A 24,071-nucleotide genomic window follows, 5' to 3' on the forward strand; every position below is an offset into this window, starting at 1 on the left:
GCCCTTTGTCTGAAAAGCGTACAAACTAGGCTTTCTCCATGGACCCCACGCCGGACCCCACGCCGGACCTCCCCGAGGCCACTCCCGAGCCGACCCCCCACCGGGTGCCCGAGATCGCCTCGCTCGGGCTGGACACCCTGGTCACCGAGGTCGCCGAGCGCCTGCAGTCCGCCGCCGCGGTCACCGACCGGATGCAGCGGCTGCTGGAGGCGGTGGTCTCGATCGGGGCCGGGCTGGACCTGCACGCCACCCTGCACCGGATCGCCGTCGGCGCGGCCGAGCTGGTCGACGCCCGGTACGCGGCACTCGGCGTGATCGCCCCCGGCGGCACCGGCCTGGCCGACTTCATCCATGTCGGGGTCGACGACGAGAACGCCGCCGAGATCGGCGAACTGCCGGCCGGCCGGGGCATCCTCGGCGTGCTCATCGACCGCCCCGAGCCGCTGCGGCTGACCGACCTCGGCGCCGACCCGCGCTCCTCCGGATTCCCGCCGCACCACCCGCAGATGAGGACCTTCCTGGGCGTGCCGATCCGGGTCCGCGCGGAGGTGTTCGGCAACCTCTACCTCACCGAGAAGATCGGTGGCGGCGCCTTCACCCCCGAGGACGAGCAGGTGGTGCACGCGCTCGCCGCGGCGGCCGGCGTGGCCATCGAGAACTCCCGGCTGTACGAGGAGGGCCGCCGCCGCGAGCGCTGGATCGCCGGCGCCGCCGCCGTCGCCACCGCCCTGCTCTCCGCCGAACAGGCCGAGAGCGCGCTGACCGTCGCGGCCGAACAGGTGCGGGAGCTGGCGGACGCCGCGCTCGGCATGATCCTGCTGCCGACCGGTCCGGAGGGCGGGGGCGAGGGCGACGGGCAGATGCGGGTCGCGCACGCCTCCGGTGAGCTGGCCGAGTTCGTCCGCGGCGAGCTGCTGCCCAGGGAGAGCTTCGCCGCGCAGCTGCTCGCGGGGGAGAGCGTCTACCTGGACGACATGTCCGGCGACCCGACCGTGGTGATCCGGCTCGCCCGCCGCTTCGGCCCGTCCATGGCCGTGCCGATGGTCGCCGCCGGGCGGGTGCTCGGCGGGCTCTGCGTCTGGCGCCCCTGCGGCGCCCTGCCGTTCACCGACAGCGAGAAGCAGCTCGCCGAGACCTTCGCCTCGCAGGCCGCGCTCGCCCTGCGGCTCGCCGAGGGCCAGCGCGACCAGCAGCGCCTGGCCGTCTTCCAGGACCGCGACCGGATCGCCCGCGACCTGCACGACCTGGTGATCCAACGGCTGTTCGCCACCGGGATGATGCTGGAGAGCGCCGCCCGGCGGGCGATCGTCCCCGAGGTGAAGACCGGCATCGGCAAGGCGGTGGACGAGCTGGACGCCACCATCCAGGAGGTCCGCACCACCATCTACGCCCTCCAGCACGACAACCACGGCGACGCGCCGGACACCCTGCGCACCCGGGTGCTGCGGGAGGCCAGCCAGGCCGCCGCCGCGCTGGGCTTCAAGCCCTCGGTGAGCTTCGTCGGGCCGGTGGAGAGCCTGGTCGGCGAGAAGACCGGCCGTCAACTGCTGGCGGCGCTGCGGGAGATGCTCTCCAACACGGCCCGGCACGCGCGCGCCTCCCGGGTCGGCGTGGAGGTCGACGCGACCACCCACCTGGGCGAGGACGGCCGCCCGGTGGGCGGCGACCCGGAGTCGCTGGACCGGGGCGGGCGGCCCGGGGTGCTGCTCACCGTGACCGACGACGGGGTGGGCATCCCGGCGGGCGGGCGGCGCAGCGGACTGCTCAACCTGACCCGGCGGGCCGAGGCGCTCGGCGGCGACGCCTGGCACGAGAGCGGGCCGTACCGCAAGGGGACGATGGTGCGCTGGACGGCCAGGCTCTGACCGGGGCCGTGGACCGGGGGCGTGGACCCGGCCGTCGAATCCGGGGGCCGATTCCGGCGCGGGGACCTGCGCTGATTTCGGATTTGCCGCTTTCCGACCGCGGATTCATCGGTCGGTGAGCGAACCGGAACACGTTCCGTCGGTTTCGGCCCGTGACAAGTGAAAGTTAAACGAGAGAGAACTTCCCGACCAACGGCGCAAGTTGTGAACGTTCTGGGCTTTCGGGGTCTCCGTGTGCACACATAGCTTTGCTCCGCTCGGAGGGGAATCCGGAGGGCAACCGGACGGAGGGGGCAGTGAACGCTGCCGGCCGCGGTCACACCGCAGCAGGGGCAAGTCGAGGGGGTTTCCGCGCCGAACGGGCAGCGGACGGGCGCTACCGCTGGCAACTGAAGGCGCCCAACGGACGGGTGGTCGCGATCACCCCGGCCGCGTTCGAGACGGCCGGCGAGGCGGAGCGGGGCTTCGACGGCCTGCGCGTCGTGGCGACCGATCTCACCGCACGCATCACCCACGTACGGGAGGGCATCGGCTGGATCTGGGTCGTCCAGGGCTCCCGCAGCCTTCCCGAGGTGCGTTCCAGTCGCGCGTACGAACGGTACGCGACCTGCCAGAACGCGTTCCGGCGGTTCGTGGTGCTGCTCGCCAAGCAGTCGCCGCGCGAACTTCCTGAGCCCGCAGCGCCGTTGAGACGCGCCGATGGCCGCTGAGCGGCGCGGCCCGCGGCTGCTGATCGTGCCGACGGCCGACCGGGGCCTCGGCTGGGCGCTGCGGGCCGCCAACGGGCGGCCGCTCGGGGTCGGCGTGCGGACCTACCGCAACGAGGAGGAACTCGCGCAGTCCGTGCGGCAGTTGCTGATCGAACGGGCCGCGCTGCGATGTTCGGTCGGACAGTCCGAGGGGCGCCAGTGGGTCTGGGCCGCCTACCTGCCGGTGCGCAGCACCCGGCCGGGGGCGGCCGCCGCCGTTCCGGTCGCCCGCAGCGCGCGGGGGTACCTGCGGCGGGACCAGTGCCAGGCCGGGATCGAGGGGTTCCTGGCAGGACTGCAGAAGGTGGGGCAGGAGCTACGGCGGTCCGGACGGGACGGCCGCTGGCCGTTGTAGGGCGCCGCGTCATGACGGTCCGTCGATGTGACGGACCGTCATGTCGGCGTTTCCGGATCCGCTGCCCCGCGGTGCCGCCACCCGCGCTTCCGTCCGCTTTCCGGATGCCTCCGTGCGCTCCCGGTGCATCCGCCTCCGTTCGTGCTGTCCCGGTGAAGGGCAGGTTTCCGGCAACACTCCGAGCAGCCTCCTGGAGAAGAACGTCGACCGGGCGCGGAGGCCCGATGGTGCCCCTGTCACGTGCGTGCTGACCAGTGGCTAAACCTCGCCGAACCGATGAGTCGACATTCCCCGGCCGGACTCGGCCTCCCTTCCGGCGGAACCTCCCCGACGGCCAGGATCGGCACTGCCGACGAGGCCGCAGCGGACGCGGCCACAAGGCCCCGGACTCCCGACCGGAGTACGGGTTCACGCGATGTACGTCTCTCCCCCGGAGGAAGAGGAACATGCGTAAGACCGCTGCCAAGCTGCTCACCGTCGCCGCCCTGGCGACCTCCATCGCCACCGTCGCCGGCGGCACCGCCGTCGCCGACCCGGCCGCCGGTGTGACCCCGCGCGCCATCGACATCGTCGGTGTCGGCTCCGACACGACCCAGTCGGTGCTGAACCAGCTCGCCGCCGACTACAACGCGTCGCTGACCAACGCGAGCACCCCGCGCCTGTACAGCTGGGACGCGACCCCGGCCGGCACCATCACCACCAAGACCGGTGCCACCGCGATCACCCGCCCGAACGGCTCCGGCGCCGGTGTCAAGGCCCTGGCCACCAACACCACCGCCACGGTCGACTTCGCCCGCTCCTCGCGTGGCCCGGCGACCGGTGACGCCACCGGCCTCGCCTTCGTCGCGCTCGCCAAGGACGCGGTGACCTGGTCCGCCAAGCTCAACGGCAACGCCCCGGCGGCGCTGACCCCGGCGCAGCTCAAGGGCATCTACCAGTGTGACGTCAACTTCCGCACCTGGAACCAGATCGACTCCACCAAGCCGGCCGTCGCCATCAAGCCGGTTCTGCCGCAGGCCAACTCCGGCACCCGTGCCTTCTTCCTGACCGCGATCGGCAACCCGACCCTGGGCTCCTGCGTCACCGACGGTCCGGAGGAGAACGAGGGCACCGACTCCCGCCTCGACGACCCGAACGTGGTCTTCCCCTACTCCGTGGCCCGCTTCCTCGGCCAGACGGTCGGCGGCCACAGCACCGCGACGGACGCCCCGGGCAACCTGACCCTGCGCAACGTCACCATCAACGGCACCACGATCGTTCCGGTGGCGAGCAACGTCATCAACAGCACCTTCGCCAACTCGCAGTTCGGCCGCGTGGTCTACAACGTGGTCCGCAACACCGAGTGGACCGCCACCGACGCGCACGGCGTCGCCCTGCAGGCGATCTTCGGCGAGGACGGCTGGATCTGCAACTCCACCCAGGCCACCAACGACCTGAAGAGCTACGGCTTCCTGCCGACCGCCGCCTGCGGTGTCGCCACCCTCACCTGATCGACCCTGATTCCCTGCACAACCTGCAGACCTGGCGGTCACGGGCCTCGTGCCTGTGGCCGCCGGCCCATCGGTCCGGTTCGGCTCCACGTCGCCGCGACCGCACAGCCGGGACGCGACCGCTCCCCGCCGACCGTGGCCCGCGGCTTCCTCCGCCAGAGCCGATCCTCCGGGCCGCCTGTCGACTGCCGCCCCCGCCGCGGTGAGGCACCCCTGAACTGCCGGTCGTCCGACCGGTGTACCACCAGCACCAATTCTCCCTCTCCCAAGGAGTTCAGCATGTCCCGTACTCCCGCCCGGCTGCTGGCCGGCAGCGTCGCGGTCATCCTCGCCGTGACCGGCCTGAGCGGTGCGGCCGCCGCCGACAGCGCGCCGGCCGCCGTGACCGGCACTGCCGTGGCGACCGTGAGCACCACGTTCGTGTCCTCCGCGGCGCAGAACGGCGTGGTCGTTCTCCCGCTGCCGGATGCCGGTGTCTCCTACAACTCGGCCGAGGGCCTCAAGGTCTCCTTCCCGGTGACCGGCGGTTCGGTCAGCCTCCAGGGCTACTACGGCGAGGTGCAGCTGGGCGGCAGCCTGCTGTTCATCGACTACTTCACCGGCAAGAGCGTGCGCTTCAAGCAGCTCGCGTTCAACGCCGAGGCCTGGCGGCTCACCGGCGTGCCGGAGGGCGGGACCACGGCGGTCAACCTGCTGAAGCCGGCCGGCGTGGCGCAGACCGGGCACAGCGGAACCACCCAGACGCTCAACTCGTCCGACTTCAAGGTGGATGCCTCGGCGGCCCAGTACCTGGACACCCAGCTGAAGACCACCTTCTTCACCGCCGGCCAGTCGGTGGGTTCGTTCTCCCTGACGGTCAACGGCTGACGCCGTCCGACCCCGAGAGGCCCGCGCCGTCAGGTGCGGGCCTCCCCGTGTGGATTGGCCAATTCCGCTACGGAGTCGCCGCGTTGGGCCCTCGTACACGTGGGCGACCGGATCCGGCCATGTGTGGCGGGCCGAATGGATGCGTACCGGAATCGCCGGTCGCGCCCGCAGCCCGATCCCCCTCGCGTCGCGCATCCCGGCGGCGCGGATCCGCACGGAGGTGCCCGTCATGAGAGTCCGATTGCCCGTCCGGAGAGAACCGGGGGGGTGGAGACGCCGACTGCCGTCGATCGCGCTGGTGTGGTCGGTGGTGGTCGCGCTCGGCGTGGTGCCCATCGGCCTGGGCACGGTGGCACCGGCCACCGCGGCGACCGGGTCCGCCACGACCGTGGAGGGACCGGAGGTCTGGATCCCGGAGAGCCAGTCGAAGGGCCCTCACGGCAGCATCACCGTCTCGCAGACCAAGAACCTGACCAACCAGGTCATCCAGGTGTCCTGGACCGGGTTCACCCCGACCGTGGACTTCATGGGGGCGCCGGTGCCGGTCACCCCGGTGTTCGGGGACCTGGCGCGCTACCCGGTCAGGGTCTACCAGTGCCGGGGCGCCGACCCCAAGATCACGGACTGCTACGGGAGCACGCTGTACAACACGGACCCGGAGAAGGGCTTCGAGCAGCCGAAGCCCGCGCCCGGCATCACGACGCCGGACTTCCCGAGCAACATGGCCCTCTCCCCGACCGGGCCGGACGGCTCCGGCTTCGCGAACATCGAGGTCTGGACGGCGGTGCAGAGCCCGACGCTGGGGTGTGACGCCACCCACCCGTGCTCGATCGTGGTCGAGCCGAACTACGGCGGGGACAGCATCGCGATCTGGAACCGCAAGGGCAAGACCAACTGCGACAACCACGACGCCGACGTCACCGCCGACGGGTACGTTCCGACGGCGACCGACAAGGTCATGGGCCAGGGCAACGTCCGCAACCAGCTCACCACCAGCGAGCAGTGCGCGTGGCAGAACCACGTCGCCATCCCGCTGCAGTTCGCGCCCACCCCGGCCGAGTGCGAGGGCCGGACCGCCGACATGACGCTGGCCGGGCTGGAGATGGCCAACCGGGCCATGCAGCAGTGGCGGGCCGGCCTCTGCCAGGGCAGCGCGCCGCTCGCGCTTCAGTACAGCTCGGCCGGCGGGGAGCCGCAGGCCCGGGAGGACTTCCTGGGCGGCCGCAAGGACGTGGCGCTGACCGCCCGGCCGGACCGGGAGCCGCCGGCGAGGCCGTACGTCTACGCCCCGCTGACGACGACCGGCATCTCGGTGGTCTTCGTGGTGGACGATCCGGGGACGGGCCGTCAGATCCGCGACATGAAGCTCAACGCCCGGCTGCTGGCGAAGCTGCTCACCCAGTCCTACTCGCCGGCCAGCTCCGACATCGCCTCGGTCCGGGGCAACCCCGACTGCTTCTTCAAGGATCCGGAGTTCCTGAAGCTCAACGTCCTTCCGCCGGCCTCCGGGCTGGCCTGGCCGACGTTCTGCAGCACCGCCAACTCCAGCCCGACGGTCGTCGGCGGTACCACGGACCTGGTGCACCAGCTGACCTCGTGGATCGTGTCGGACCCGGACGCGGCACGCTTCCTGGACGGCGAGCCCGACCCGTGGGGCATGCACGTGGACACCTTCTACCTGCGTCCCACCTTCTCCGGGTACCCGGTCGAGTCCTTCATCCGACAGGACTCCTCGGGCATCGCCGGGGCCACCGAAGACCCGTTCGACCGGTGGAAGCAGTACGAGTGGAACCCCAACACGATGGGGCTGGGCGACATGGCCCGCAAGCTCCTCCAGAACACGCCCAACTGCACGGTCGCGAGACTCAACGGGGACGGTACCCATCCCGCCTGCCCGGCCATGCCGCCGGGTGAGCGGACGCTGTTCACCGTCATGGACACCGGCCAGGCGAAGGCCTTCTCCCTGCCTGAGGCCCAACTGCTCAACCCAGCCGGCCAGTTCGTCTCACCGGACGGCTCCGGCTTCCAGGCCGCGGTGGCCGACATGCCGACCGACCCGGCCACCGGCGTGCAGCAACTGCCGTACGGCGTCGCCGACACGGCCTTCTCGCGGGACCAGCGGGCCTACCCGCTGACCACCGTGCAGTACGCGATGGTGCCCACCCAGGGCCTCCCGGAGGCCAAGGCGGGGGCGGTCTCCCAGTTCCTGAAGACGGTGACCACCACCGGCCAGGTGTTCGGCTTCGAGCCGGGCAAGCTGGCGGCGGGCTTCCTGGCCCTGAACGGCGCCCAGCGCCAGCAGGCGGCGGACGCCGCCAAGCACGTGGAGGCGCAGGACGGCAAGCTGCCCGGCAACCAGGTCGCCCCGACGACCCCGCCCGCCGAGGGCGGCGAGGGTGCGGCCGGCACCGGGGGCACCGGGGGCACCGGCTCGTCCGGCTCCGGTGAGGGTTCCGGGGGCACCGGCGGCACCGGCGGCACCGGGGGCACCGACGGCAGTGGCGGTACCGGCGGCACCGGCGGCACGACCGGCGACGGTTCGTCCGGCTCCGGCCTCACCGGCGGCTCCACCGGCGGTACCGGAACCACCGGCGGCACCGGGGCGGTCGCCCCGGCCGCCGCGCCGGGCGCGAAGCCCACCGCCACGCCGAGCGCGAGCGGCGGCCCGCTGGCCGCCGCACCGGTGGCGGCCGGGACGCCCGCCGCGGACCGCTCGGGCGCGGCCAGGCTGCTGCTCCCGGTCGCGCTGATCGGTGGCCTGGTGCTGCTGGTCGGCGGCCCTGCGGCGCTCATCCTCGGCGGCACGCCGGCCGGGGAGCGGGCGCTGAACGGCCTGCGCAAGGGCTGGTCGCGGGTGCGCCGCCGTCCGTGACGCGCACGCCGTCCGTACGACCCGGCGGGGCCGCCGTTCCGGCCCCGCCGGGCCACCCTCAGGGCCTGGGCTCCGCCCCGGCCTCCGTACCCGAGCACGGAGATGCAGCCATGACAGCCGCCGCCGAGCCCGCGGCAACGCCCGCCGGGGCGCCGGGCCGACCCGATCGCGGACCAGACACCGACGTTCCCCGCGTCATCACCGCCCCCGCCACCCCGGCCGACCGGGTGTTCCGCGGCGTGCTGCGGGTGGCCGGGCTCTCGGTGTTCGCGATCATGGGTCTGATCGCCTTCTTCCTGCTCCTTCGCGGCACGGACGCCTTCCGGACGGTCGGCTGGTCCTTCCTGACCGAGCAGAAGTGGCAGACCGCCGCCCACAACTTCGGTATCGCCGCCGTGCTGCCGAACGGCCTGTTGATCGCCGTCATCGCCCTGGTGATCGCCGTTCCGGTGGCGCTGTGCACCGCGGTCTTCATCGCCGAGTACGCGCCCCCGCGGCTGCGTGCCACGCTGATCTCGCTGATCGACCTGATGGCGGCGATCCCCAGCATCGTCTACGGCCTGTGGGGCCTGTTCTTCCTCCAGCCGAGGATCGTCGGCTTCGTCCGCTGGATGGCCAACCACCTGGGGGAGTACATCCCCTTCCTCAAGGTGCGCACCGGGGACATCGGCACCTCCTACACCTCCTCGACCTTCATCGCCGGCGTGGTGGTCTCCCTGATGATCATTCCGATCATCACCTCGCTCAGCCGGGAGGTCTTCTCCCAGGCGCCGCAGGGCGAGCGGGAGGGCGCGTACGCGCTGGGCTCCACCCGCTGGGGGATGGTGCGCACGGTCGTCCTGCCGTTCGGCAAGGGCGGCGTCATCGGCGCGGTGATGCTGGGCTTCGGCCGCGCGATGGGCGAGACCATCGCGGTGGCGCTGATCATCTCGCCGAACTTCAAGACCATCACGCACATCCTGGAGAACGGCGCCAACTCGATCTCGGCGCTGATCGCGCTGCGCTTCGGCGAGTCGGACAAGCTCTCGCTCTCCGCGCTGATGGCGGCCGGCCTGGTGCTGTTCGCGCTCACCCTGGTGGTCAACGTGGGGGCCGGCTTCGTGATCAACCGGTCCCGCTCCGGCGCCTCGACGGCGGACTGAACATGACGGACGGTCGATTTCTCCGCCTCGCGGCCGACCGCGGCCCGAACCACCGTGAAGGGACCACCCGATGACCACGCTCGACCTGCCGCCGGCCGCGGCGTCCGGGCCCGCCGCCGGTCCGGTGCCCGCCGCCGGTCCCGCACCGGCCGGGCCCGGCGAACCCCGCCCCGAGAAGAAGGTCAAGCTCGGCGGCGTCACCCGTGAGGACGTCCTCACCATGGCCGGCGCCCTGGTCGGCTCGCTCGGGCTGAACTGGCTGCTGTACGAGCGCGTGCTGCCGTTCAGCGGCGCTTCCGGCTTCGTGATCTGCTGGTACGCGCTCTTCCTGGCCGGCTACTTCGCGCTGGGCCGGCTTCAGTGGGGCGCGATGCTGGTGCGCGAACGCCTGGTGTCCGTGGTCGCGTGGAGCGCCGGGATCGCGGTCGTCGCGCTGATCGTCGACCAGATCGGCTTCGTGGCGAGCAAGGGCATCGAAGCGGCGAGCCATCTGAACTTCTTCACCGAGTCGATGGAGCGCACCGGCCCGCTCTCCCCGATCGACTCCGGCGGTGCGCTCGGCGCGATCGTCGGATCGCTCGAACAGCTCGGCCTGGCAACGCTGTTCGCCGTTCCGCTGGGCATCGCCGCGGCGGTCTTCATGTCCGAGGTCGGCGGCCGGATGGCGCGGCCGGTGCGGACCCTGGTGGAGGCGATGACGGCGCTGCCGTCCATCGTCGCGGGGCTCTTCGTGCTCGGCATCGTGATCATCACCTTCGGCTTCGAGAAGAGCGGCTTCGCGGCCTCGCTCGCGCTCACCGTGATGATGATGCCGATCGTCACCCGGGCCTCCGAGGTGGTCATCCGGCTGGTGCCCGGCACCCTGCGCGAGGCCTCGTACGCACTGGGCGGCAGCCAGTGGCGCACGGTGTGGAACGTGGTGCTGCCCACCGCCCGCCCCGGCCTGATGACGGCCGTGGTGCTCGGCATGGCGCGCGGCGTCGGCGAGACCTCACCGGTGCTGCTCACCTCCGGCTTCACCTCGCAGTTCAACGGCAACCCGTTCTCCGAGCACCAGGTGTCGCTGCCGCTGTACATCTGGAACTACGTCAAGCAGCCCTACGACGGAATGATCTCGCGAGGCTTCGCCGCCGCACTGACCCTCATGGGCCTGGTGCTGATCCTCTTCGTCACCGCCCGTGTGCTCGGCGGACGGCAGCCCGGCCAGCTGACGCGGGCCCAGAAGCGCGAGCTCAATCGCAACGCCCGCCGCCTCGAGGCGGCTGCCGCGGCCGCCGTCGCCCGTCCGTCCGTCAACCAGCCGAAGAAGCAGTGATGCGCCGTACAACCACCCTCGGAACCAGAGGAGTTCACATGTCCTGGGAGGCCGCAAGGCGCTCCGTGGCCCGACTGGCGGCAGGGCTGCTGTCCCTGCTGCTCGCCGCGGCCTCCCTGCTGCTGGGACAGAGCGTCCCGGCGTACGCGGCCTCGGTCGCGCTGAACGCCGACGGTTCCAGCTGGGCCGGCCCCGCCATCGACCAGTGGCGCCAGGACGTCGGCCCGCTGGGCATCCAGATCAACTTCAACCCGATCGGCTCGGCGGCCGGTCGCAACGCCTGGAGCCTCGGGCAGGACGACTTCACCGCCACGGACGTGCCGTTCCGCTCGCAGGACGACACCGGCCTCAGCGGCGAGCGCCGCAGCGGCGGTCAGGGCACCAAGGAGAACCCGGTCTACGGCTACTCCTACGTGCCGATCACGGCCGGTGGGACGACCTTCATGTACAACCTGGTCGTCGGTGGCAAGCAGGTCCGCGACCTGCGGCTCTCCCCGCAGACGGTCGTCGACATCTTCACCAACAAGATCACCAACTGGAACGACCCGAAGATCACCGCCGACTACGGCAAGACCCTGCCGAACCTGCCGATCACCCCGGTGGTCCGCTCGGACGGCTCCGGTGCCACCGCGCAGTTCACCCGGTGGATGCAGCACACCCACCAGCAGCAGTGGGAGGCCTACTGCAAGGGCGTCAACGGCGTCCCCTGCGGTGACTACACCGAGTTCTTCCCGTCCTCCGGCCGGATGACCGCGCAGAGCAGCTCCGACACCGTCGCCGGCTACATCAAGGAGCCGAACAACCTCGGCACCATCGGCTACGACGAGTACGCCTTCGCCAAGCGCTCGAACTGGCCGGTCGTCAAGGTGCTCAACGCGGCGGGCTACTACTCCCTGCCGACCGCCTCCAACGTCGCGGTGGCGCTCACCGCGGCGAAGATCCGCGGCGTCGACGACAACACCCCGGCGACCGACCCGAACTACCTCCAGCAGAACCTCGACGGCGTCTACACCATGGACGACCCGCGCGCCTACCCGATCTCCAGCTACAGCTACGTGATCGTGCCGCGCGCCGGGGCCGCCCAGCCGGTGCCGCCGCGGTTCAACAACGACAAGGGCTCCGCGCTCAGCCGCTTCCTCTCCTACGTGCTCTGCGAGGGCCAGGGCGAGGCGGACGGCCTCGGCTACTCGCCGATCCCGCGCGGCCTGGTCAAGGGCGGTCTGCTCCAGACCAAGAGCATCCCCGGCAACGCCAGCCCGGTGAACCCGGACACCCTCGCCAACTGCGCCAACCCGACCTTCAACTCGGCCGGTGAGCTGACCGTCCTCAAGAACGCGCCGGCGCCGAACCCGTGCGACAAGAAGGACGCGGGGGCCAACTGCGGCGGTCAGGCGACGAACGCCGGTTCGGGCGGCGGTACCGGCGGCACCGGCGGCAATGGCGGCAACGGTGGCTCCGGCGGGGCCGGCGGCACCGCCGGCGGCAAGGCCGGTACCGGTGCGGGCGGCTCCGGCTCGGGTGGTGCCGGCGGTACCGCCGGTGGTGCCGGTGACCCGAACGCGGCGGGTGGTGCCGGCGGTACCGCCGGTGGTGCCGGTGACCCGAACGCGGCCGGTGCTGCCGGTGCCGCCGGTGACCCGAACGCGCCCGGCGCCGGCGGTGACGGCACCGAGGACGTGATCGACCCGCAGACCGGCCAGGTGGTCGCCCGCGGCCGCGGCGGATCCACCGAGGTGGCCGCCAACGTGGTCGAGGTCAGCGGCAGGCCCGAGGACTGGATGCTGTCCTCCCTGACCGCGCTGGAACTGCTCGCCGTGGTGCTCGTCCCGCCGCTGCTCGGCCGCCGGCTGCTGCGCCGCCGCAACGGCTCGGGCGGCACCTCGTGACCGCCCCGGTGCTGGAGAAGCCGGTCGCGCCGCCCGCGCCGGAGCGGCCGGCCGCCCCCGTCACCCCCGCCGCCCCGGCCAGGGCCGCCGTCTCCGCCGGGCGGCGGCGGTTCCTCCAGGGCGCCTGGGCGGTCAGCCTGGCGGCCGCGCTGGTGCTCGGCTTCGTCGGCTTCCTGTTCACGCTCTCGCACGTCCAGCAGCGGCACTACCAGTCGACCGCGTACAAGACCTTCCGCGACCAGCTGGCCAAGGCGGTCGCCCCGACCGGCGCGGCCGCCGACGGCGCCCCGGTGGCGCTGCTGGACATCCCGGCGATCGGCCTGCACCAGGCCGTGGTGGTCGAGGGCACCACCGGCCGGGACCTGATGCGCGGCCCCGGCCACCGCAGGGACACCGCGCTGCCCGGCCAGGGCGGGGTCGCGGTGGTCTTCGGCCGCGGCGCCACCTTCGGCGCCCCGTTCGCCGACCTGTCCAGGCTGCGGGTCGGCGACAAGATCGAAGCCACCACCGGGCAGGGCAAGTTCACCTACACCGTCAACGTGTACGGCGACGGCGACCACCCGGTCGTCGACCCGGCCCGCAACCGGCTCGTCCTGGTCACCGGCGACTCCGACTGGATCCCCGGCTCCACCGTGCTGATCGGCGCCCGGCTGGAGGGCGACCCGCAGCAGAACCCCGGCGGTCGCCCCGCGACCATCCCGTACGACAAGGCGCTTGCCGCGGACAAGGGCGCGCTGGCCACGCTCCAGCTGTGGTCGCTCGGCCTGCTCGGCACGGTGGCCGGCGCCCTGGTGCTGGCCCGGTTCTGGCGGCGCTCGGCCGCGTACCTGAGCCTCGCGCCGGTGGCCGCCGCGCTGCTCTGGGCGGTCTACGAGAACGCCGCCGCCCTGCTGCCCAACCTCTACTGACGCGCGCCCGGAGGACCGTTCCGATGACCGACGCACCACTGACCGACACCCCCCTGGTCGACTCCTCACCGGCCGACCCCGTCGCCGACACCATCACCCTCCCCCCGGTCGCCCCCGCGCCGCCCGCCGGGACGTACGGCGCGGAGCCGTACGGCGCCGACGGCCGGTACCAGGACGGCGAGCCGCTGGCCGGGCTGGAGACCCGGGAGGTCTCCGCCTGGTTCGGCAGCCGCAAGGTGCTGGAGCGGGTCTCGCTGGCGATGCCGGCCGGCGAGGTCACCGCGCTGATCGGCCCGTCCGGCTGCGGCAAGTCCACCTACCTGCGGATCCTCAACCGGATGCACGAGATGGTGCGCGGCGCCGCCCTCGCCGGCGAGGTGCTGCTGGACGGCGACGACGTCTACCGGCCGGGCCGGCGCCCCGCCGAGGTGCGGCGCCGGATCGGCATGGTGTTCCAGCGGCCCAACCCGTTCCCGGCGATGTCCATCCAGGACAACGTCTCCAGCGGGCTCAAGCTGGCCGGGATCAAGGTCTCCAAGGAGGAGCGCCGGCACCTGGTGGAGACCAGCCTGCGCCGGGCCGGGCTCTGGGACGAGGTGTCCACCCGGCTGCACACCCCGGGCGGGGCGCTCTCCGGCGGCCAGCAGCAACGCCTGTGCATCGCACGGTCGTTGGCCGTCTCGCCGGACATCCTGCTGATGGACGAGCCCTGCTCCGCGCTCGACCCGACCTCCACCCGGAGGGTCGAGGAGACCATCGACGAACTGCGCGGGCGGCTCACCATCGTGATCGTCACCCACAACATGCAGCAGGCCCAGCGCGTCTCGCAGTCCTGCGCGTTCTTCCTGGCCACCCACGACACCCCGGGCCGGATCGTCGAGGCCGGGCCGACCGAGCAGATCTTCGGCAGCCCGCGCGACCAGCGGACCTCGGACTACGTCAACGGCCGCTTCGGCTAGGCCGGCCAGCCGGTTGTGCCGGTCCGGGCTGTGCCGGTCCGGGCCGGTGGGGCGGCTCCTGCGGCCCTACCGGCCGAGGAGCCGCTCCAGCACCGCCGCGACGCCGTCCTGCTCGTTGCTCACGGTGTGCAGCGGCACCGCGGCCAGCACCCGCGGGTGCGCGTTGGCGACGGCGTAGGCGGTGCCGGCCCAGGCCAGCATCTCCAGGTCGTTCGGCATGTCGCCGAAGGCCACCACCTCGCTCCGGTCGATCCCGCGCCCGGCGCACCAGCGGGCCAGCGTGCTGGCCTTGGTGACGCCGGGCGCGCTGATCTCCAGCAGCGGGATCGCCGCGGAGCGGGTGATCTCGGCCAGGTGCCCGGCCGCCTCCCCGGCCTCCGCGAGGAACTTGTCCGGGTCGAGGTCAGGGTGCTTGGCCAGCAGCTTGAACAGGCCCCGGACCGGACCGCCGGCACCCAGCAGCTCCTCCGCGCTGCCGACCTCGTGCTCCAGCTCGTCGCCCCACATCGGCACCGCGTACCCGGCCTCCCTGGCCCAGCCGCCCGGGTACTCGAAGGCGAACGCGGTGCCGGGCAGCCTGGCCCGCAGCGCCTCGACCACCGCCAGGGTGGTCTCCACCGGCAGCGGGAAGCTCTCCAGCAGCTCGCCGCGCCGCACGTCCACCACCGCGCCGCCGTTCGAGCAGATCGCCACCCCGTGCCCGCCGATGTGCGGGCTCACCTGCCGCATCCAGCGCGGCGGCCGCCCGGTCACGAACACCACCTGCACCCCGGCCGCCTCGGCCGCCGCCAGCGCCGCGGCGGTGCGGTCGGAGACGGTGCCGCCGGAGCAGAGCAGGGTGCCGTCCAGGTCGGTGGCGATGAGGCGGAGGGCGGTGCGCGGTTCGGTCACCGGTCCATCTTCGCCCATCGGTGCCCCGAGGTCACCGTCACGGGCCCGCGCCCGGCCGCCGTCCTCGCCGTGATCAAGCCCTTCATGCGCCGTTTCCGGCCGATCCGCCCGCGCCGGTGGTCCCCGGCAGGACACGCCGGGCATGACTGCCCACGGCCACCCCGTCGGCAGGAAGAGCCATGCCCACACGCCAGCTCAGTGACCAGCCGCCCCAGACCGCCCGCCCCGACCCCGGCGACCCGCAGGCGCCCGCCGCCTCGCGCGACCCGGTCCTGCTCGGCGACGTCCTCTTCCACACCCTCGCCGACCTGGCCCGCCGCACCGCCGCCCCCTCCCTCCCCGCCCAGCGCACCCGCCCCCACCCGTAGCGCCCGGCCGGGGCCCGCAACCGGCCCACCCGCCCACGGCCGCGCCCGCTCACGGGCCCTCGAAGGCACAGCCCACCGCTACGGGCGATCGGACGCCCAGTGGACGTGATACCCCTGACCCGCTCCGCCCGCCGGCGCGGGCGGTGCGGGGCCGCCGTTCAGGAGCGGAGGCGGTTCAGTGCCGCGGTGACGACGCCCTCGACGGAGGCCGGGACGTCGGTGGGCCGGCCGGTGAGCTCGACGACGGCGACCCTGGTGCCGGTACGCAGGACCGCGGCCCCGCCGCTGACGGCGCCGTCGCCGTTGTAGGACAGGTACCAGCGGGCGGTGCCGCCGTTGACGGTCAGGGTGTGGGCCGCGCCGTAGTACCAGTGGCCGGCGGGCTCGTCCTGGCACTCCTGGACGAGCGCGACGAGCTGCTTCTCCCAGCTGTCGGCCGCGGTCCCGGTGGGGGCGCTCGCAGCCGACTCCTTCAGTCGGCTGTCGGTGTCGAAGGTCCAGGTCACGGACGCGTACCCGGTGGCCTTGCCCGCGGTCAGGCCGCGCATCGTCTCCTCGCCGGAGCAGGCGGACAGCCCCTCGCGTCCGGTCAGATCGATGGTCGCGCCGACCGGGTTCAGGCCCTGCCGGGAGGAGTCCTCGCTCTGGACGAGGCCGGCGGAGCCGAGTCCGGGCGCGGCGGCCGCGACCGCGGCCGGGTGGGCGGTGGCGCCGGTGACCGGCTGGGCGGCGACCGCGGCACGGTGCGCGGCGTCGGGCGCGGTCCCGTCGGCGGTGGCCGACTGGCTCCCGCCGACGACGCTGACCGTGATCAGTGAGGCGGCGAAGCAGGCCGCGGTGGCGACCCGGTTGCGGCGAACGGACTTCTGCTGGACGGCCTGGTTCTCGGTCATCTGGTCCCCCTGCTGGTCGGGACGCCCGCTGCGTCCTCGTACGACCGGGGAGATGCCGCCGGAGAAGGGAAAGTTGGAGCCCGGACCGGCTGTTTCACAGCTGTGACAGAGCGGTCCTGACCACACGGTCCATCGCGGCCGTCCCCAGGCAGGCATCGACCTCCAGCACCGCGTAGTGGTTGCCGCTGCGCAGCACGGCGATGCCGCCGCAGGGCTCCTTGCCCTCGGGCGCCGTACGGGTGGTGTTGAGGGATCCCTGGTAGCTGCCCATCCAGCTCGCGGTGACGTCCGGGGCGAGCCGCACCGTCGTGGTCCTTCCGTAGACCCAGTGCCCTGGCGCCGCCTCCTGGCAGGGCACCTCCTCCAGCAGCAGGCGGTCGGCGAAGTTCTGTGCCAGGGAAGGGCTCTGGGCCGCGGCGGCCACCTCGCGGGCGACCTGGCCGCCGTGGTCGGCGGACCGCGTGGGGTCCTCCGGGGAGGTGCGGGAGCCGGTCATCAGTCCGCGGAAGTGGGCACCGGGCCCGCCCAGGGTCTGCGTGAGGGTCTTCTCGCCGGAGCAGGCCGCGTTGGCGTAAGCCCCGTCGCCGAAGCGGTCGGTGACGTGGATCCGCTCGGTGTCGAGGTCCGGGCCGAACGCCGCGGGCTCCAGAAGGTTCGCGGTCGTCACCGGCCCGGTCGCACCGGTCGCACCGGTCGGTGAGCCGGAGGCCGAGGTCCCGGGCGCCGGGACGGACCCGTCGGGCGTCGCGGGAGCGGACGCGCCCGAGGAGGCCCCGCCGACCGCGGCACCCGGCCGCGCCGCCGGGTGCCCGGTGCCGCCGGGGGGCGGCGGCAGGACGAACCGGCCGGTCACCAGCCCGAGCGTGGCGGCGGCGACCAGGGCGGCGACGGCGGACCGGGGCCGGACGACGGCGTGGCCGCCGCCCACCGCAGGACCGCCCTTCACAGACCGGTGACCAGGCGCTCGCGCATGAAGCGGCGGGCCTGGTGGATGCGGTCCTTGACCGTGCCCAGCGGAACGTCCAGTTCCTCGGCCACCTGGACGTAGGTCAGGCCGCCGAGGTCGCGCAGCACGAAGGCCTCCACCAGGGTGGGGTGCTGCCGCTCCAGCGCGGCCAGCGCCTCCATCAGGTCGAGCCGGGTCCCGGCGATGACGCTGGTGGTACGCGGGTCGACGGACTCGGGGAGGTCGGCGTGGCTGTCCTCGGCGCGCCGGCGCATCGAGCGGTAGGTGGACCGGGCGGCGTTCGAGGCGATCACCGTCACCCAGCCCAGGAAGGAGCCGTGGCCGCCGTACCCGCCGAGGTGCGTGCTGATGGACAGCAGCGCGTCCTGCGCGGCCTCCTCCGCGTCGGCGTGGTGGGGCAGGAAGCGCGAGCAGCGGCGCAGCACCACCGGCCGCAGCTTGGCCAGCAGGTACTCCGTCGAGCCGGGCTCCCCCGCCTGAGCGGCCGCCACGAGCCGTTCCAGCTCGCCGTCCTCGAACACCCGGATCCCCCCGTTCCGCCCCGCCCGGCACCGTCTGGCACCCCGCCCGTCGAACGGGAGTTCCGCACTCCCCCCGACTCCGGCAGAATGCTGCCACATGCGCAAGCTCGGCCGTTACCTCCTCCAGGAGCGGCTCGGAGCCGGCTCCTTCGCGACGGTCTGGAAGGCCTACGATCCGGAGCTCGACACCGAGGTCGCGGTGAAGGTGCTGGCCGAGAACTGGGCCGCCAACGCGGATGTGCGCGAGCGGTTCCTGGCGGAGGCGAGGCTGCTGCGCCGGATCGCCAGCCCGCGGGTGGTCCGGGTGCACGACGTCGGGGTGCAGGAGGACCGGCCCTACTTCGTCATGGACCACGTACGTGGCGGCACCCTGGCGGACCGGGTCGGGCAGTGCGACCCGCAGGAGGCGCTGCGGCTGGCCGCGGAGGCGGGCTACGCGGTTCAGGTCCTGCACGAGGCGGGCGTGGTGCACCGCGACGTCAAGCCGTCCAACCTGCTGCTCGCCGCCGGCCCCGCGCCCGCCGCGGTGCTGGTGGCGGACCTGGGCAGCGCCAAGCAACTGGCCGACGCCTCCGGGCTGACGGTGACCACGGGCACGCCCGCGTACATGGCACCGGAACAGGCCTTCCAGACCGGCGGGTTCGACGGGAGGGCCGACGTGTACGCGCTGGCCGTCGTGGCCTACGAGCTGCTGACCGGGCAGAAGCCGTTCGGCCCGGGCGGACGCGCCACAGCCCTGATGACCGACCGGCAGACCGCCTCGACGCTGCCGGCGCTCCCCGCCGGAGCGGAGCTCCCGCCGAACGTCGCCGTGCTGCTACGGGCCGCGATGTCCGTCGAGCCGGCGGACCGACCGCCGACCGCCCAGGCCTTCGCGGACGCGCTGCTGGCTCCGGTCCCGCAGTCCCGGCCGCCGGAAGGCCCCGGGTGGCTGACCCCGCGCGCGGTCTGGCTGGCGTCGGCCACGGCGTTCACGGCGGCGACCCTGCTGAGCTGGCTGCGGCGCTGAAGCGGTCGTCAAGTCGGAGGGCCCCGGCCGCTGACGGCTACCGTAGGGTCGCTGCCATGCGACTGAGCACGGTGATCCTCCCCATCCACCGGTGGAGCGAGGGGCAGAAGATCTGGCGGCGGGCCGAGGAACTCGGGTTCCACGCCGCTTACACGTACGACCACTTGAGCTGGCGGTCGTTCCAGGACGAGCCGTGGTTCGGCTCGCTGCCGACGCTGACGGCGGCGGCCACGGCCACCGAGCGGCTGCGGCTGGGCACGCTGGTGTCCTCGCCGAACTTCCGGCACCCGGTGACGCTGGCGAAGGATCTGATCACGCTGGACGACGTGTCCGGTGGGCGGTTCACGCTGGGGATCGGGGCCGGCGGGACGGGCTTCGACGCGACGGCGCTGGGGCAGGACGCGTGGTCGCCGAAGGAACGGGCGGACCGGTTCGGGGAGTTCGTGCCGCTGCTGGACGAGCTGCTGCGCAACGACGCCACGACCCGCGAGGGGACGTACTACTCGGCGGTCGAGGCGCGGAACGTCCCCGGCTGCGTGCAGACCCCGAGGCTGCCGTTCTACGTGGCGGCCGCCGGGCCGCGCGGCATGCGGCTGGCCGCCGAGTACGGGCAGGGCTGGGTGACGTACGGCGACCCGAAGGGCCCGGCGGACGTGCCCGTCGAGCAGGCTCCCGGTGTGGTCGCGGCGCAGGTCGGGAAGCTGACCGCGGCCTGTGAGGCGGCCGGCCGGGACGTGGCCGGGCTGGAGAAGGTGCTGCTCCAGGGTTCGACCGCGGAGCGGCCGCTGGCCTCGCTGGACGCGTTCGTCGACTGGGCGGGCACCTACCGGGAGATCGGGATCACCGAGCTGGTGATCCACTGGCCGGTCCCCGACTCGATCTTCGAGAACGACCTCGCCGTCTTCGAGCGGATCGCCACCGAGGGCCTCGCCCAGCTGGGTTGAGCCGGAGACGGCCGGCCTCGGTCCCTCCCCGGCGCCGGGCGGCTCACATCACGTCGAGCCGCTCGGCGCCGCCCGCGCAGCCGAGTTGCCTCCCGGCGGCGCGCTCGGCGAAGCCGCCGGCCAGCCGGCCCATCCGCTTGCGGCCGGGTTCGTCCGCGAGGGCCCTGCCGTCCTTGCCGGTGAGCCTGACCACGGCCCGGTAGCCGGTGCTCCTGCCGTCCAGCACGCATTCGAAGTTGGCCGCCCCGCGGCTGTCGCCGCCGGTCAGCTCGGCGCCGACCGAGGCTTCGGCGGTGAGCAGCAGCCCGCCCTCGCCGTTGACCGAGCACCGGACGGACGCCGGGGCGGTCGCGTCCGCCGTCCGGTGGTCGGTCTGTACGTAGACCCGGGGAGCGCCGCCGAGCAGCGCGGTGACGTCCGGGTCGTCGAGCAGGCCGAGGCACTCGCCGTGCGACAGGGCGACGGCCGGCGGCCGGTAGGCGGTGTGGCCGAGGTACAGGTGCCAGCCGAGCAGGCCGCCGCCGAGCAGCAGCGCGGCGCCGCCCGCGGTCAGGGCCCGGGGGTGCTTCACCGGCAGAGCTCCTTCGTGAGCGCCGCCAGGGCGGCGCGGTCGACCTGTTCGAGGGCGTCGAGGCCGTCCGCACCGTCGGCGCGGGCCGCCTCCCCGGCGGTGACCTGCACCTCGACGTAGCCGCTCGGGCCGGTCAGGCAGTACTGGGCCGCGACGGCGCCGCCCGGCCAGGCCGCGGACAGGCCGGGCACGTCGAAGGGGCGGGCGTCCCGGCGCCGGGCGTCCGCGGAGGTCAGGGCGATGTCCCCGGTGCGCAGGACGGACGTCACCGTGAGCACGGTGCGTCCGTCGATCCGGACGGTGCAGGTCTGCTGGTCGGTGGCGCGGACGCCGGAGCGGATCCGCTCCTCGGAGTCCTGCCGGCCGGGCGGCAGCAGCCGTCCGAGCGGGGTGTCGGCGCCGGTGGGCTGCCGGCAGAGCTGGGCCGACCGTCCTGCGGCCTCGACCGGGCGGTGGCCCTGCCAGTCCCGGTAACCGATGTACCCGGCGGCCGCCACCGCCACGACCAGCACGGCCGGCAGCAGCAGCGGATCGTGGAGGCGCCCCGCCCACCGGCCGGCCCACCGCCCCGCCCACCGGCCGGCCAGGAGCCGGGCCCAGCGGGCCGCGAGTCCGCTCACGCGTCGCCCTTCGCGTTGGTGCTCACGTTGTTCGCCGTGCCGCGCGCCATGCCCTGGAGGGAGCTGTCGCGGGCGCTGTTGGCGAGCCGGTCGATGTCCTGGCGGGTCACCCCGGTGCCGGAGCCGGCGTCCCTGACCGCCTGGTCGGCCCCCCGAGCCACCCGGCCCTCGGCCTCGGCGGTGTGGTTGCGGCTCTCCTGGCGCCCGTCCTCGGTGGTGTCCTTCTTGTTGGCCTCGATCACGCTCTCGGCGATCGAGTCGACGATCTCGCCCGCGATCTCGCCGCCGAGCGGGATCTTGTCGGTCACGGTGCCGATGACGGAGTTGAAGGCGGTCTTGCCGTAGCCGACGTTCTTCTCCAGCGCGTCGTTGAACTCCTTGTCGGAGGCGGCGTGCTGGTTGTGCACCTCGTCGACCCGGGCCTGGTTGAGGTAGCCGCCGACGACGCCGCCGGACTCCGCGTCGTGCTTGATGTCCGACTCCAGCCGGGCGAAGTCGGTCTGCCCGCTGTCCAGGTGGCCGCGGATGAGGGCGGTGGTGTACGCCTGGTTGGCGTTGGTCACCGCGCCGTACGCGTCCGGGTCGCGTCCGAGCGCGTCGAGCAGCCCGGCCACGGAGGAGGCGTCGAGAGCGGCGGGGGAGCCGTTGACCGGCAGGTCGGTGCCGTGGGAGAGGGAGTTCTGCACGTCGCCGATGTACTCGGCGGTCATGTGTCCGAGGCTGCCCCGCATGGCGGCGAGCTTGCCGTCGCCCTTGATGTCGTCCAGCGCGCCGTCGTCGCCGTGCGGGCCGAAGGTGTCCACGACCCGCTTCATCAGGTCGGACTGCTCGGTGGTGTGCCGCTCCGGCGGGACGGGGCCGGGCTCGTCGTACGGGTGGCCGGTGGTGGCGGCCTCCAGGGCGCGGCCGAAGGCGGCCGGCCCGGCCTGCTTGCTCTGGTCCCACACCGTGGAGTCCCGCGAGGTGGTGTCCGGGATCCAGTCCTTGTCGTGGGCGTAGTAGTCGAAGTAGTCCGAGGGCTTGGGCTTGCCGCCCTGGTTGACCGTGCCGTCCTCGTTGTACGCGGTCGGCCGCTCGGTGAAGAACGTGTCGGCCGCCTCCGGGCTGTGCGCGAGCGCCTCCAGCACGGCGGTGGTGGGGCGGAAGCCGGAGCCCGCCTCGTCGCCTCCGCTCAGGTTGAAGCCCTGGATCCTGGAGCCGGGCATCGGGGCCGGCCAGTACCTGTCCTGGGTGTCGAGCTGGGTGACGTGCTCGGCGATCGGGTTGATGAAGTGGGCGTCGTAGTTCCCGTTCATCAGGATGCCGGAGAGCACCTGGTAGCCGTACGGCACGTAGTCCAGGCCCGAGGCCCGGTACGGCTTGTCCCAGACCGGCTGGGAGCCGGCCTTGCGCAGGGCGGCGGCCCACTCGTCGGACAGGTGCGGCTCGTTGGTGGTGCGGGTGGCGGTGGCCAGGCCGAGCCCCAGGTTCTTCTGGAGCCGCTGGTAGGCCTTCCAGCGCGGGTCCTTGTCGTCGCGGGGGTGCGCCGGGTCGCCGACCATGCCGTTCCAGGACTTGATCAGGCCGTCCGGGCCGAGGTCCTGGTAGAACTTGGTGGCGAACTTCGGGTCGTCGCCGTGCGAGGCCAGCAGCGAGTTCAGCTCGGTGAGTTCGGGCTCGGTGATGTCGCCGCCCCTGGCCGCGAGCCGGGCGGCGCGCTTGCCGTCGGCCTCGGGGCCGCCGCCGATGGCCTTGCCGTTGAAGGACTTCTGCGGGTCGGTCGTGCTGTCGGCGCGCAGCGCGTAGGCGATCCGCTCGTCGGCGGCGGTGGCCTCGGCGACGGCGGCGTCGATCGCCTTGCGGGCGGCCTCCGCCTTGTCGCCCCACTCCTTCTGGTAGTCCCGGAGGGCCTCGTGGTCGTGCCGGGTGGCGGAGTCGGCCGGGGGCCAGCTGACGGTGCCGTTGTCGGTGACGGTCAGTCCGGCGGCGCGGGCGTCCGCGACGGCCTTGTCCAGCTTGGCCTTTGCCGCCTTGAACTCGGTCGACGCCTCCTTGAAGATCGAGGCGAAGGCGTTCGCCTCGGTCACGGCGGCGGTCAACTGCTCGTTGGTGCGCTGGAGTCCGGGGCGGGCCTGGTCCGCCGAGGGGCCGCTCCAGCAGGCGGAGTTCACCTTGGCGATCACCGTGCTGTCCCAGTCGTCGTCCATCGACTTGATCTTCTGGGCCACGGTGGTCCAGGCGGTGACGGCGTTGTCCAGGACGCCGAAGTCGGCGGTGCTGAGTTCGTGGAAGTCGACCATCGCTGGGGGTCCTCTCAGGCGCCGAGGTCGTGCTGGACGGCCGACTCGTTCTGCCGGTAGCCGGCGGCGGTGGCGCGCAGCGCCTGGGTGGTCTGTCCGACGGTGGCGCCGAGGGCGGCGACGCACTGGTCCCAGGTGCCGGCGACGCCCTGCGCGGCCTTGCCGGTGCTCCAGTCGGCGAGCGCGGTGGAGACCTTGGCGGTGGCCTCGTCGGCGCCGCGCCCGTCGGCGTTGAGCCGGGCGTGGATCTGGTCGGAGCTGTTCCCCGCGGCGGTGAGCGCGCCGGGGTCGGCGCTGAAGCCACCGCCACCGCCGCCACCGCCGCCACCGGCCGCCGAGGCCGAGTTGATCCGGGTGCGGGCCGTCTCCTGGGCGCGGGCCTGGGCGGTCAGGTTCCCGTCCGCGTCATAGGCCCAAGGGTTCATCATCCGGTCGAACGCGGTCGCCCGGTCAGACATGTCGATCGATCCCCTCCGTGCCGGAGCGCTGCTGCTCCAGCACCCCCGTCGGCAAAGAGTTCGGCAAGTACGTCAAGATGCCGACAAAGAGTACAGGCGGGTTCCGCCTTTGCCGACCCCCTAGGGGTGCGGGGGCCCGACG

General features: G+C 73.2%; 22 protein-coding genes. 14 read left to right on the plus strand and 8 right to left on the minus strand.

Going from position 1 to position 24,071, the window contains the following annotated elements; all coding sequences use genetic code 11:
- The first annotated feature begins 38 nt into the window (after positions 1-38).
- The 11 genes from ACZ7C5_RS02050 (at position 39) to ACZ7C5_RS02100 (ending at position 14,408) form a co-directional block, all read left to right on the plus strand.
- Positions 39-1,865: a GAF domain-containing sensor histidine kinase gene (locus tag ACZ7C5_RS02050; RefSeq protein ID WP_401089166.1), complete on the plus strand. Its 1,827-nt coding sequence runs from the start codon at positions 39-41 to the stop codon at positions 1,863-1,865.
- A gap of 296 nt (positions 1,866-2,161) precedes the next feature.
- Complete coding sequence (locus ACZ7C5_RS02055; protein ID WP_401089164.1) at positions 2,162-2,575, plus strand: YegP family protein; 414 nt, start codon at positions 2,162-2,164, stop codon at positions 2,573-2,575.
- A complete protein-coding gene (locus ACZ7C5_RS02060) occupies positions 2,565-2,969 on the plus strand; it encodes a hypothetical protein (protein ID WP_401089162.1) in 405 nt (134 codons plus the stop codon). The genes ACZ7C5_RS02055 and ACZ7C5_RS02060 overlap by 11 nt, the downstream gene beginning before the upstream one ends.
- Before the next feature lie 446 nt (positions 2,970-3,415).
- On the plus strand, positions 3,416-4,459 hold the full coding sequence (locus tag ACZ7C5_RS02065) for a PstS family phosphate ABC transporter substrate-binding protein (RefSeq protein WP_188296268.1): 1,044 nt from the start codon (positions 3,416-3,418) through the stop codon (positions 4,457-4,459).
- Between the two features lie 279 nt (positions 4,460-4,738).
- Positions 4,739-5,326, plus strand: coding sequence for a hypothetical protein (locus ACZ7C5_RS02070; RefSeq protein ID WP_188296267.1), 588 nt, complete (start codon positions 4,739-4,741; stop codon positions 5,324-5,326).
- Positions 5,327-5,633: 307 nt separating this feature from the next.
- Positions 5,634-8,198 (plus strand): hypothetical protein, encoded by a 2,565-nt coding sequence (locus ACZ7C5_RS02075; RefSeq protein WP_470321703.1) that lies wholly within the window; start codon positions 5,634-5,636, stop codon positions 8,196-8,198.
- A 110-nt stretch (positions 8,199-8,308) separates the two neighbouring features.
- Positions 8,309-9,340, plus strand: a complete 1,032-nt coding sequence (pstC, locus tag ACZ7C5_RS02080) for a phosphate ABC transporter permease subunit PstC (protein ID WP_401089158.1) — start codon at positions 8,309-8,311, stop codon at positions 9,338-9,340.
- 70 nt (positions 9,341-9,410) lie between these two features.
- Positions 9,411-10,655 carry a phosphate ABC transporter permease PstA gene (gene pstA / locus ACZ7C5_RS02085; protein WP_401089157.1) on the plus strand — a complete coding sequence of 415 codons (1,245 nt, stop codon included), beginning with the start codon at positions 9,411-9,413 and terminating at the stop codon, positions 10,653-10,655.
- 38 nt (positions 10,656-10,693) lie between these two features.
- Entirely contained in the window at positions 10,694-12,541 is a 1,848-nt protein-coding gene (locus ACZ7C5_RS02090) for a substrate-binding domain-containing protein (RefSeq protein ID WP_470321704.1), read from the plus strand.
- Positions 12,538-13,449: a sortase gene (locus ACZ7C5_RS02095; protein WP_401089154.1), complete on the plus strand. Its 912-nt coding sequence runs from the start codon at positions 12,538-12,540 to the stop codon at positions 13,447-13,449. Before ACZ7C5_RS02090 ends, ACZ7C5_RS02095 begins: the two co-directional genes overlap by 4 nt.
- Before the next feature lie 23 nt (positions 13,450-13,472).
- Positions 13,473-14,408: a phosphate ABC transporter ATP-binding protein gene (locus ACZ7C5_RS02100; RefSeq protein WP_401089152.1), complete on the plus strand. Its 936-nt coding sequence runs from the start codon at positions 13,473-13,475 to the stop codon at positions 14,406-14,408.
- 66 nt (positions 14,409-14,474) lie between these two features.
- On the opposite strand, the gene ACZ7C5_RS02105 is transcribed toward ACZ7C5_RS02100, so the two are convergent.
- Positions 14,475-15,317, minus strand: coding sequence for an HAD family hydrolase (locus ACZ7C5_RS02105; protein ID WP_401089149.1), 843 nt, complete (start codon positions 15,315-15,317; stop codon positions 14,475-14,477).
- A gap of 161 nt (positions 15,318-15,478) precedes the next feature.
- Here ACZ7C5_RS02105 and ACZ7C5_RS02110 point away from each other — a divergent pair, with 161 nt between their 5' ends.
- Positions 15,479-15,667 (plus strand): hypothetical protein, encoded by a 189-nt coding sequence (locus ACZ7C5_RS02110; RefSeq protein ID WP_188299315.1) that lies wholly within the window; start codon positions 15,479-15,481, stop codon positions 15,665-15,667.
- A 158-nt stretch (positions 15,668-15,825) separates the two neighbouring features.
- Here ACZ7C5_RS02110 and ACZ7C5_RS02115 read toward each other — a convergent pair whose 3' ends face one another.
- From ACZ7C5_RS02115 to ACZ7C5_RS02125, 3 genes are all read right to left on the minus strand, one after another.
- Positions 15,826-16,560 (minus strand): hypothetical protein, encoded by a 735-nt coding sequence (locus ACZ7C5_RS02115; protein WP_470321705.1) that lies wholly within the window; start codon positions 16,558-16,560, stop codon positions 15,826-15,828.
- Between the two features lie 94 nt (positions 16,561-16,654).
- Positions 16,655-17,488: a hypothetical protein gene (locus ACZ7C5_RS02120; RefSeq protein WP_470321706.1), complete on the minus strand. Its 834-nt coding sequence runs from the start codon at positions 17,486-17,488 to the stop codon at positions 16,655-16,657.
- A 14-nt stretch (positions 17,489-17,502) separates the two neighbouring features.
- Positions 17,503-18,048 carry an RNA polymerase sigma factor gene (locus ACZ7C5_RS02125; protein WP_470321707.1) on the minus strand — a complete coding sequence of 182 codons (546 nt, stop codon included), beginning with the start codon at positions 18,046-18,048 and terminating at the stop codon, positions 17,503-17,505.
- A gap of 97 nt (positions 18,049-18,145) precedes the next feature.
- On the opposite strand from ACZ7C5_RS02125, the gene ACZ7C5_RS02130 reads away from it, so the two are divergent.
- Together ACZ7C5_RS02130 and ACZ7C5_RS02135 are read left to right on the plus strand one after the other, a co-directional pair.
- Entirely contained in the window at positions 18,146-19,057 is a 912-nt protein-coding gene (locus ACZ7C5_RS02130) for a serine/threonine-protein kinase (RefSeq protein WP_401089142.1), read from the plus strand.
- Between the two features lie 56 nt (positions 19,058-19,113).
- Positions 19,114-20,001 (plus strand): LLM class flavin-dependent oxidoreductase, encoded by an 888-nt coding sequence (locus ACZ7C5_RS02135; protein ID WP_470321708.1) that lies wholly within the window; start codon positions 19,114-19,116, stop codon positions 19,999-20,001.
- Between the two features lie 43 nt (positions 20,002-20,044).
- Here the strand turns inward: ACZ7C5_RS02135 and ACZ7C5_RS02140 are convergent, their stop codons facing one another.
- The 4 genes from ACZ7C5_RS02140 to ACZ7C5_RS02155 are packed head-to-tail and all read right to left on the minus strand — an operon-like array spanning position 20,045 to position 23,929.
- Positions 20,045-20,572 (minus strand): hypothetical protein, encoded by a 528-nt coding sequence (locus ACZ7C5_RS02140; protein WP_470321709.1) that lies wholly within the window; start codon positions 20,570-20,572, stop codon positions 20,045-20,047.
- The gene (locus tag ACZ7C5_RS02145) at positions 20,569-21,192 is read right to left on the minus strand and encodes a hypothetical protein (RefSeq protein ID WP_401089135.1); all 624 of its coding nucleotides are present in this window, start codon (positions 21,190-21,192) and stop codon (positions 20,569-20,571) included. The genes ACZ7C5_RS02140 and ACZ7C5_RS02145 overlap by 4 nt, the downstream gene beginning before the upstream one ends.
- Positions 21,189-23,471 (minus strand): hypothetical protein, encoded by a 2,283-nt coding sequence (locus ACZ7C5_RS02150; RefSeq protein WP_470321710.1) that lies wholly within the window; start codon positions 23,469-23,471, stop codon positions 21,189-21,191. The genes ACZ7C5_RS02145 and ACZ7C5_RS02150 overlap by 4 nt, the downstream gene beginning before the upstream one ends.
- Before the next feature lie 14 nt (positions 23,472-23,485).
- On the minus strand, positions 23,486-23,929 hold the full coding sequence (locus ACZ7C5_RS02155; RefSeq protein WP_401089131.1) for a hypothetical protein: 444 nt from the start codon (positions 23,927-23,929) through the stop codon (positions 23,486-23,488).
- Positions 23,930-24,071 lie beyond the last annotated feature (142 nt).

Source organism: Kitasatospora sp. NPDC036993, from assembly GCF_055607525.1.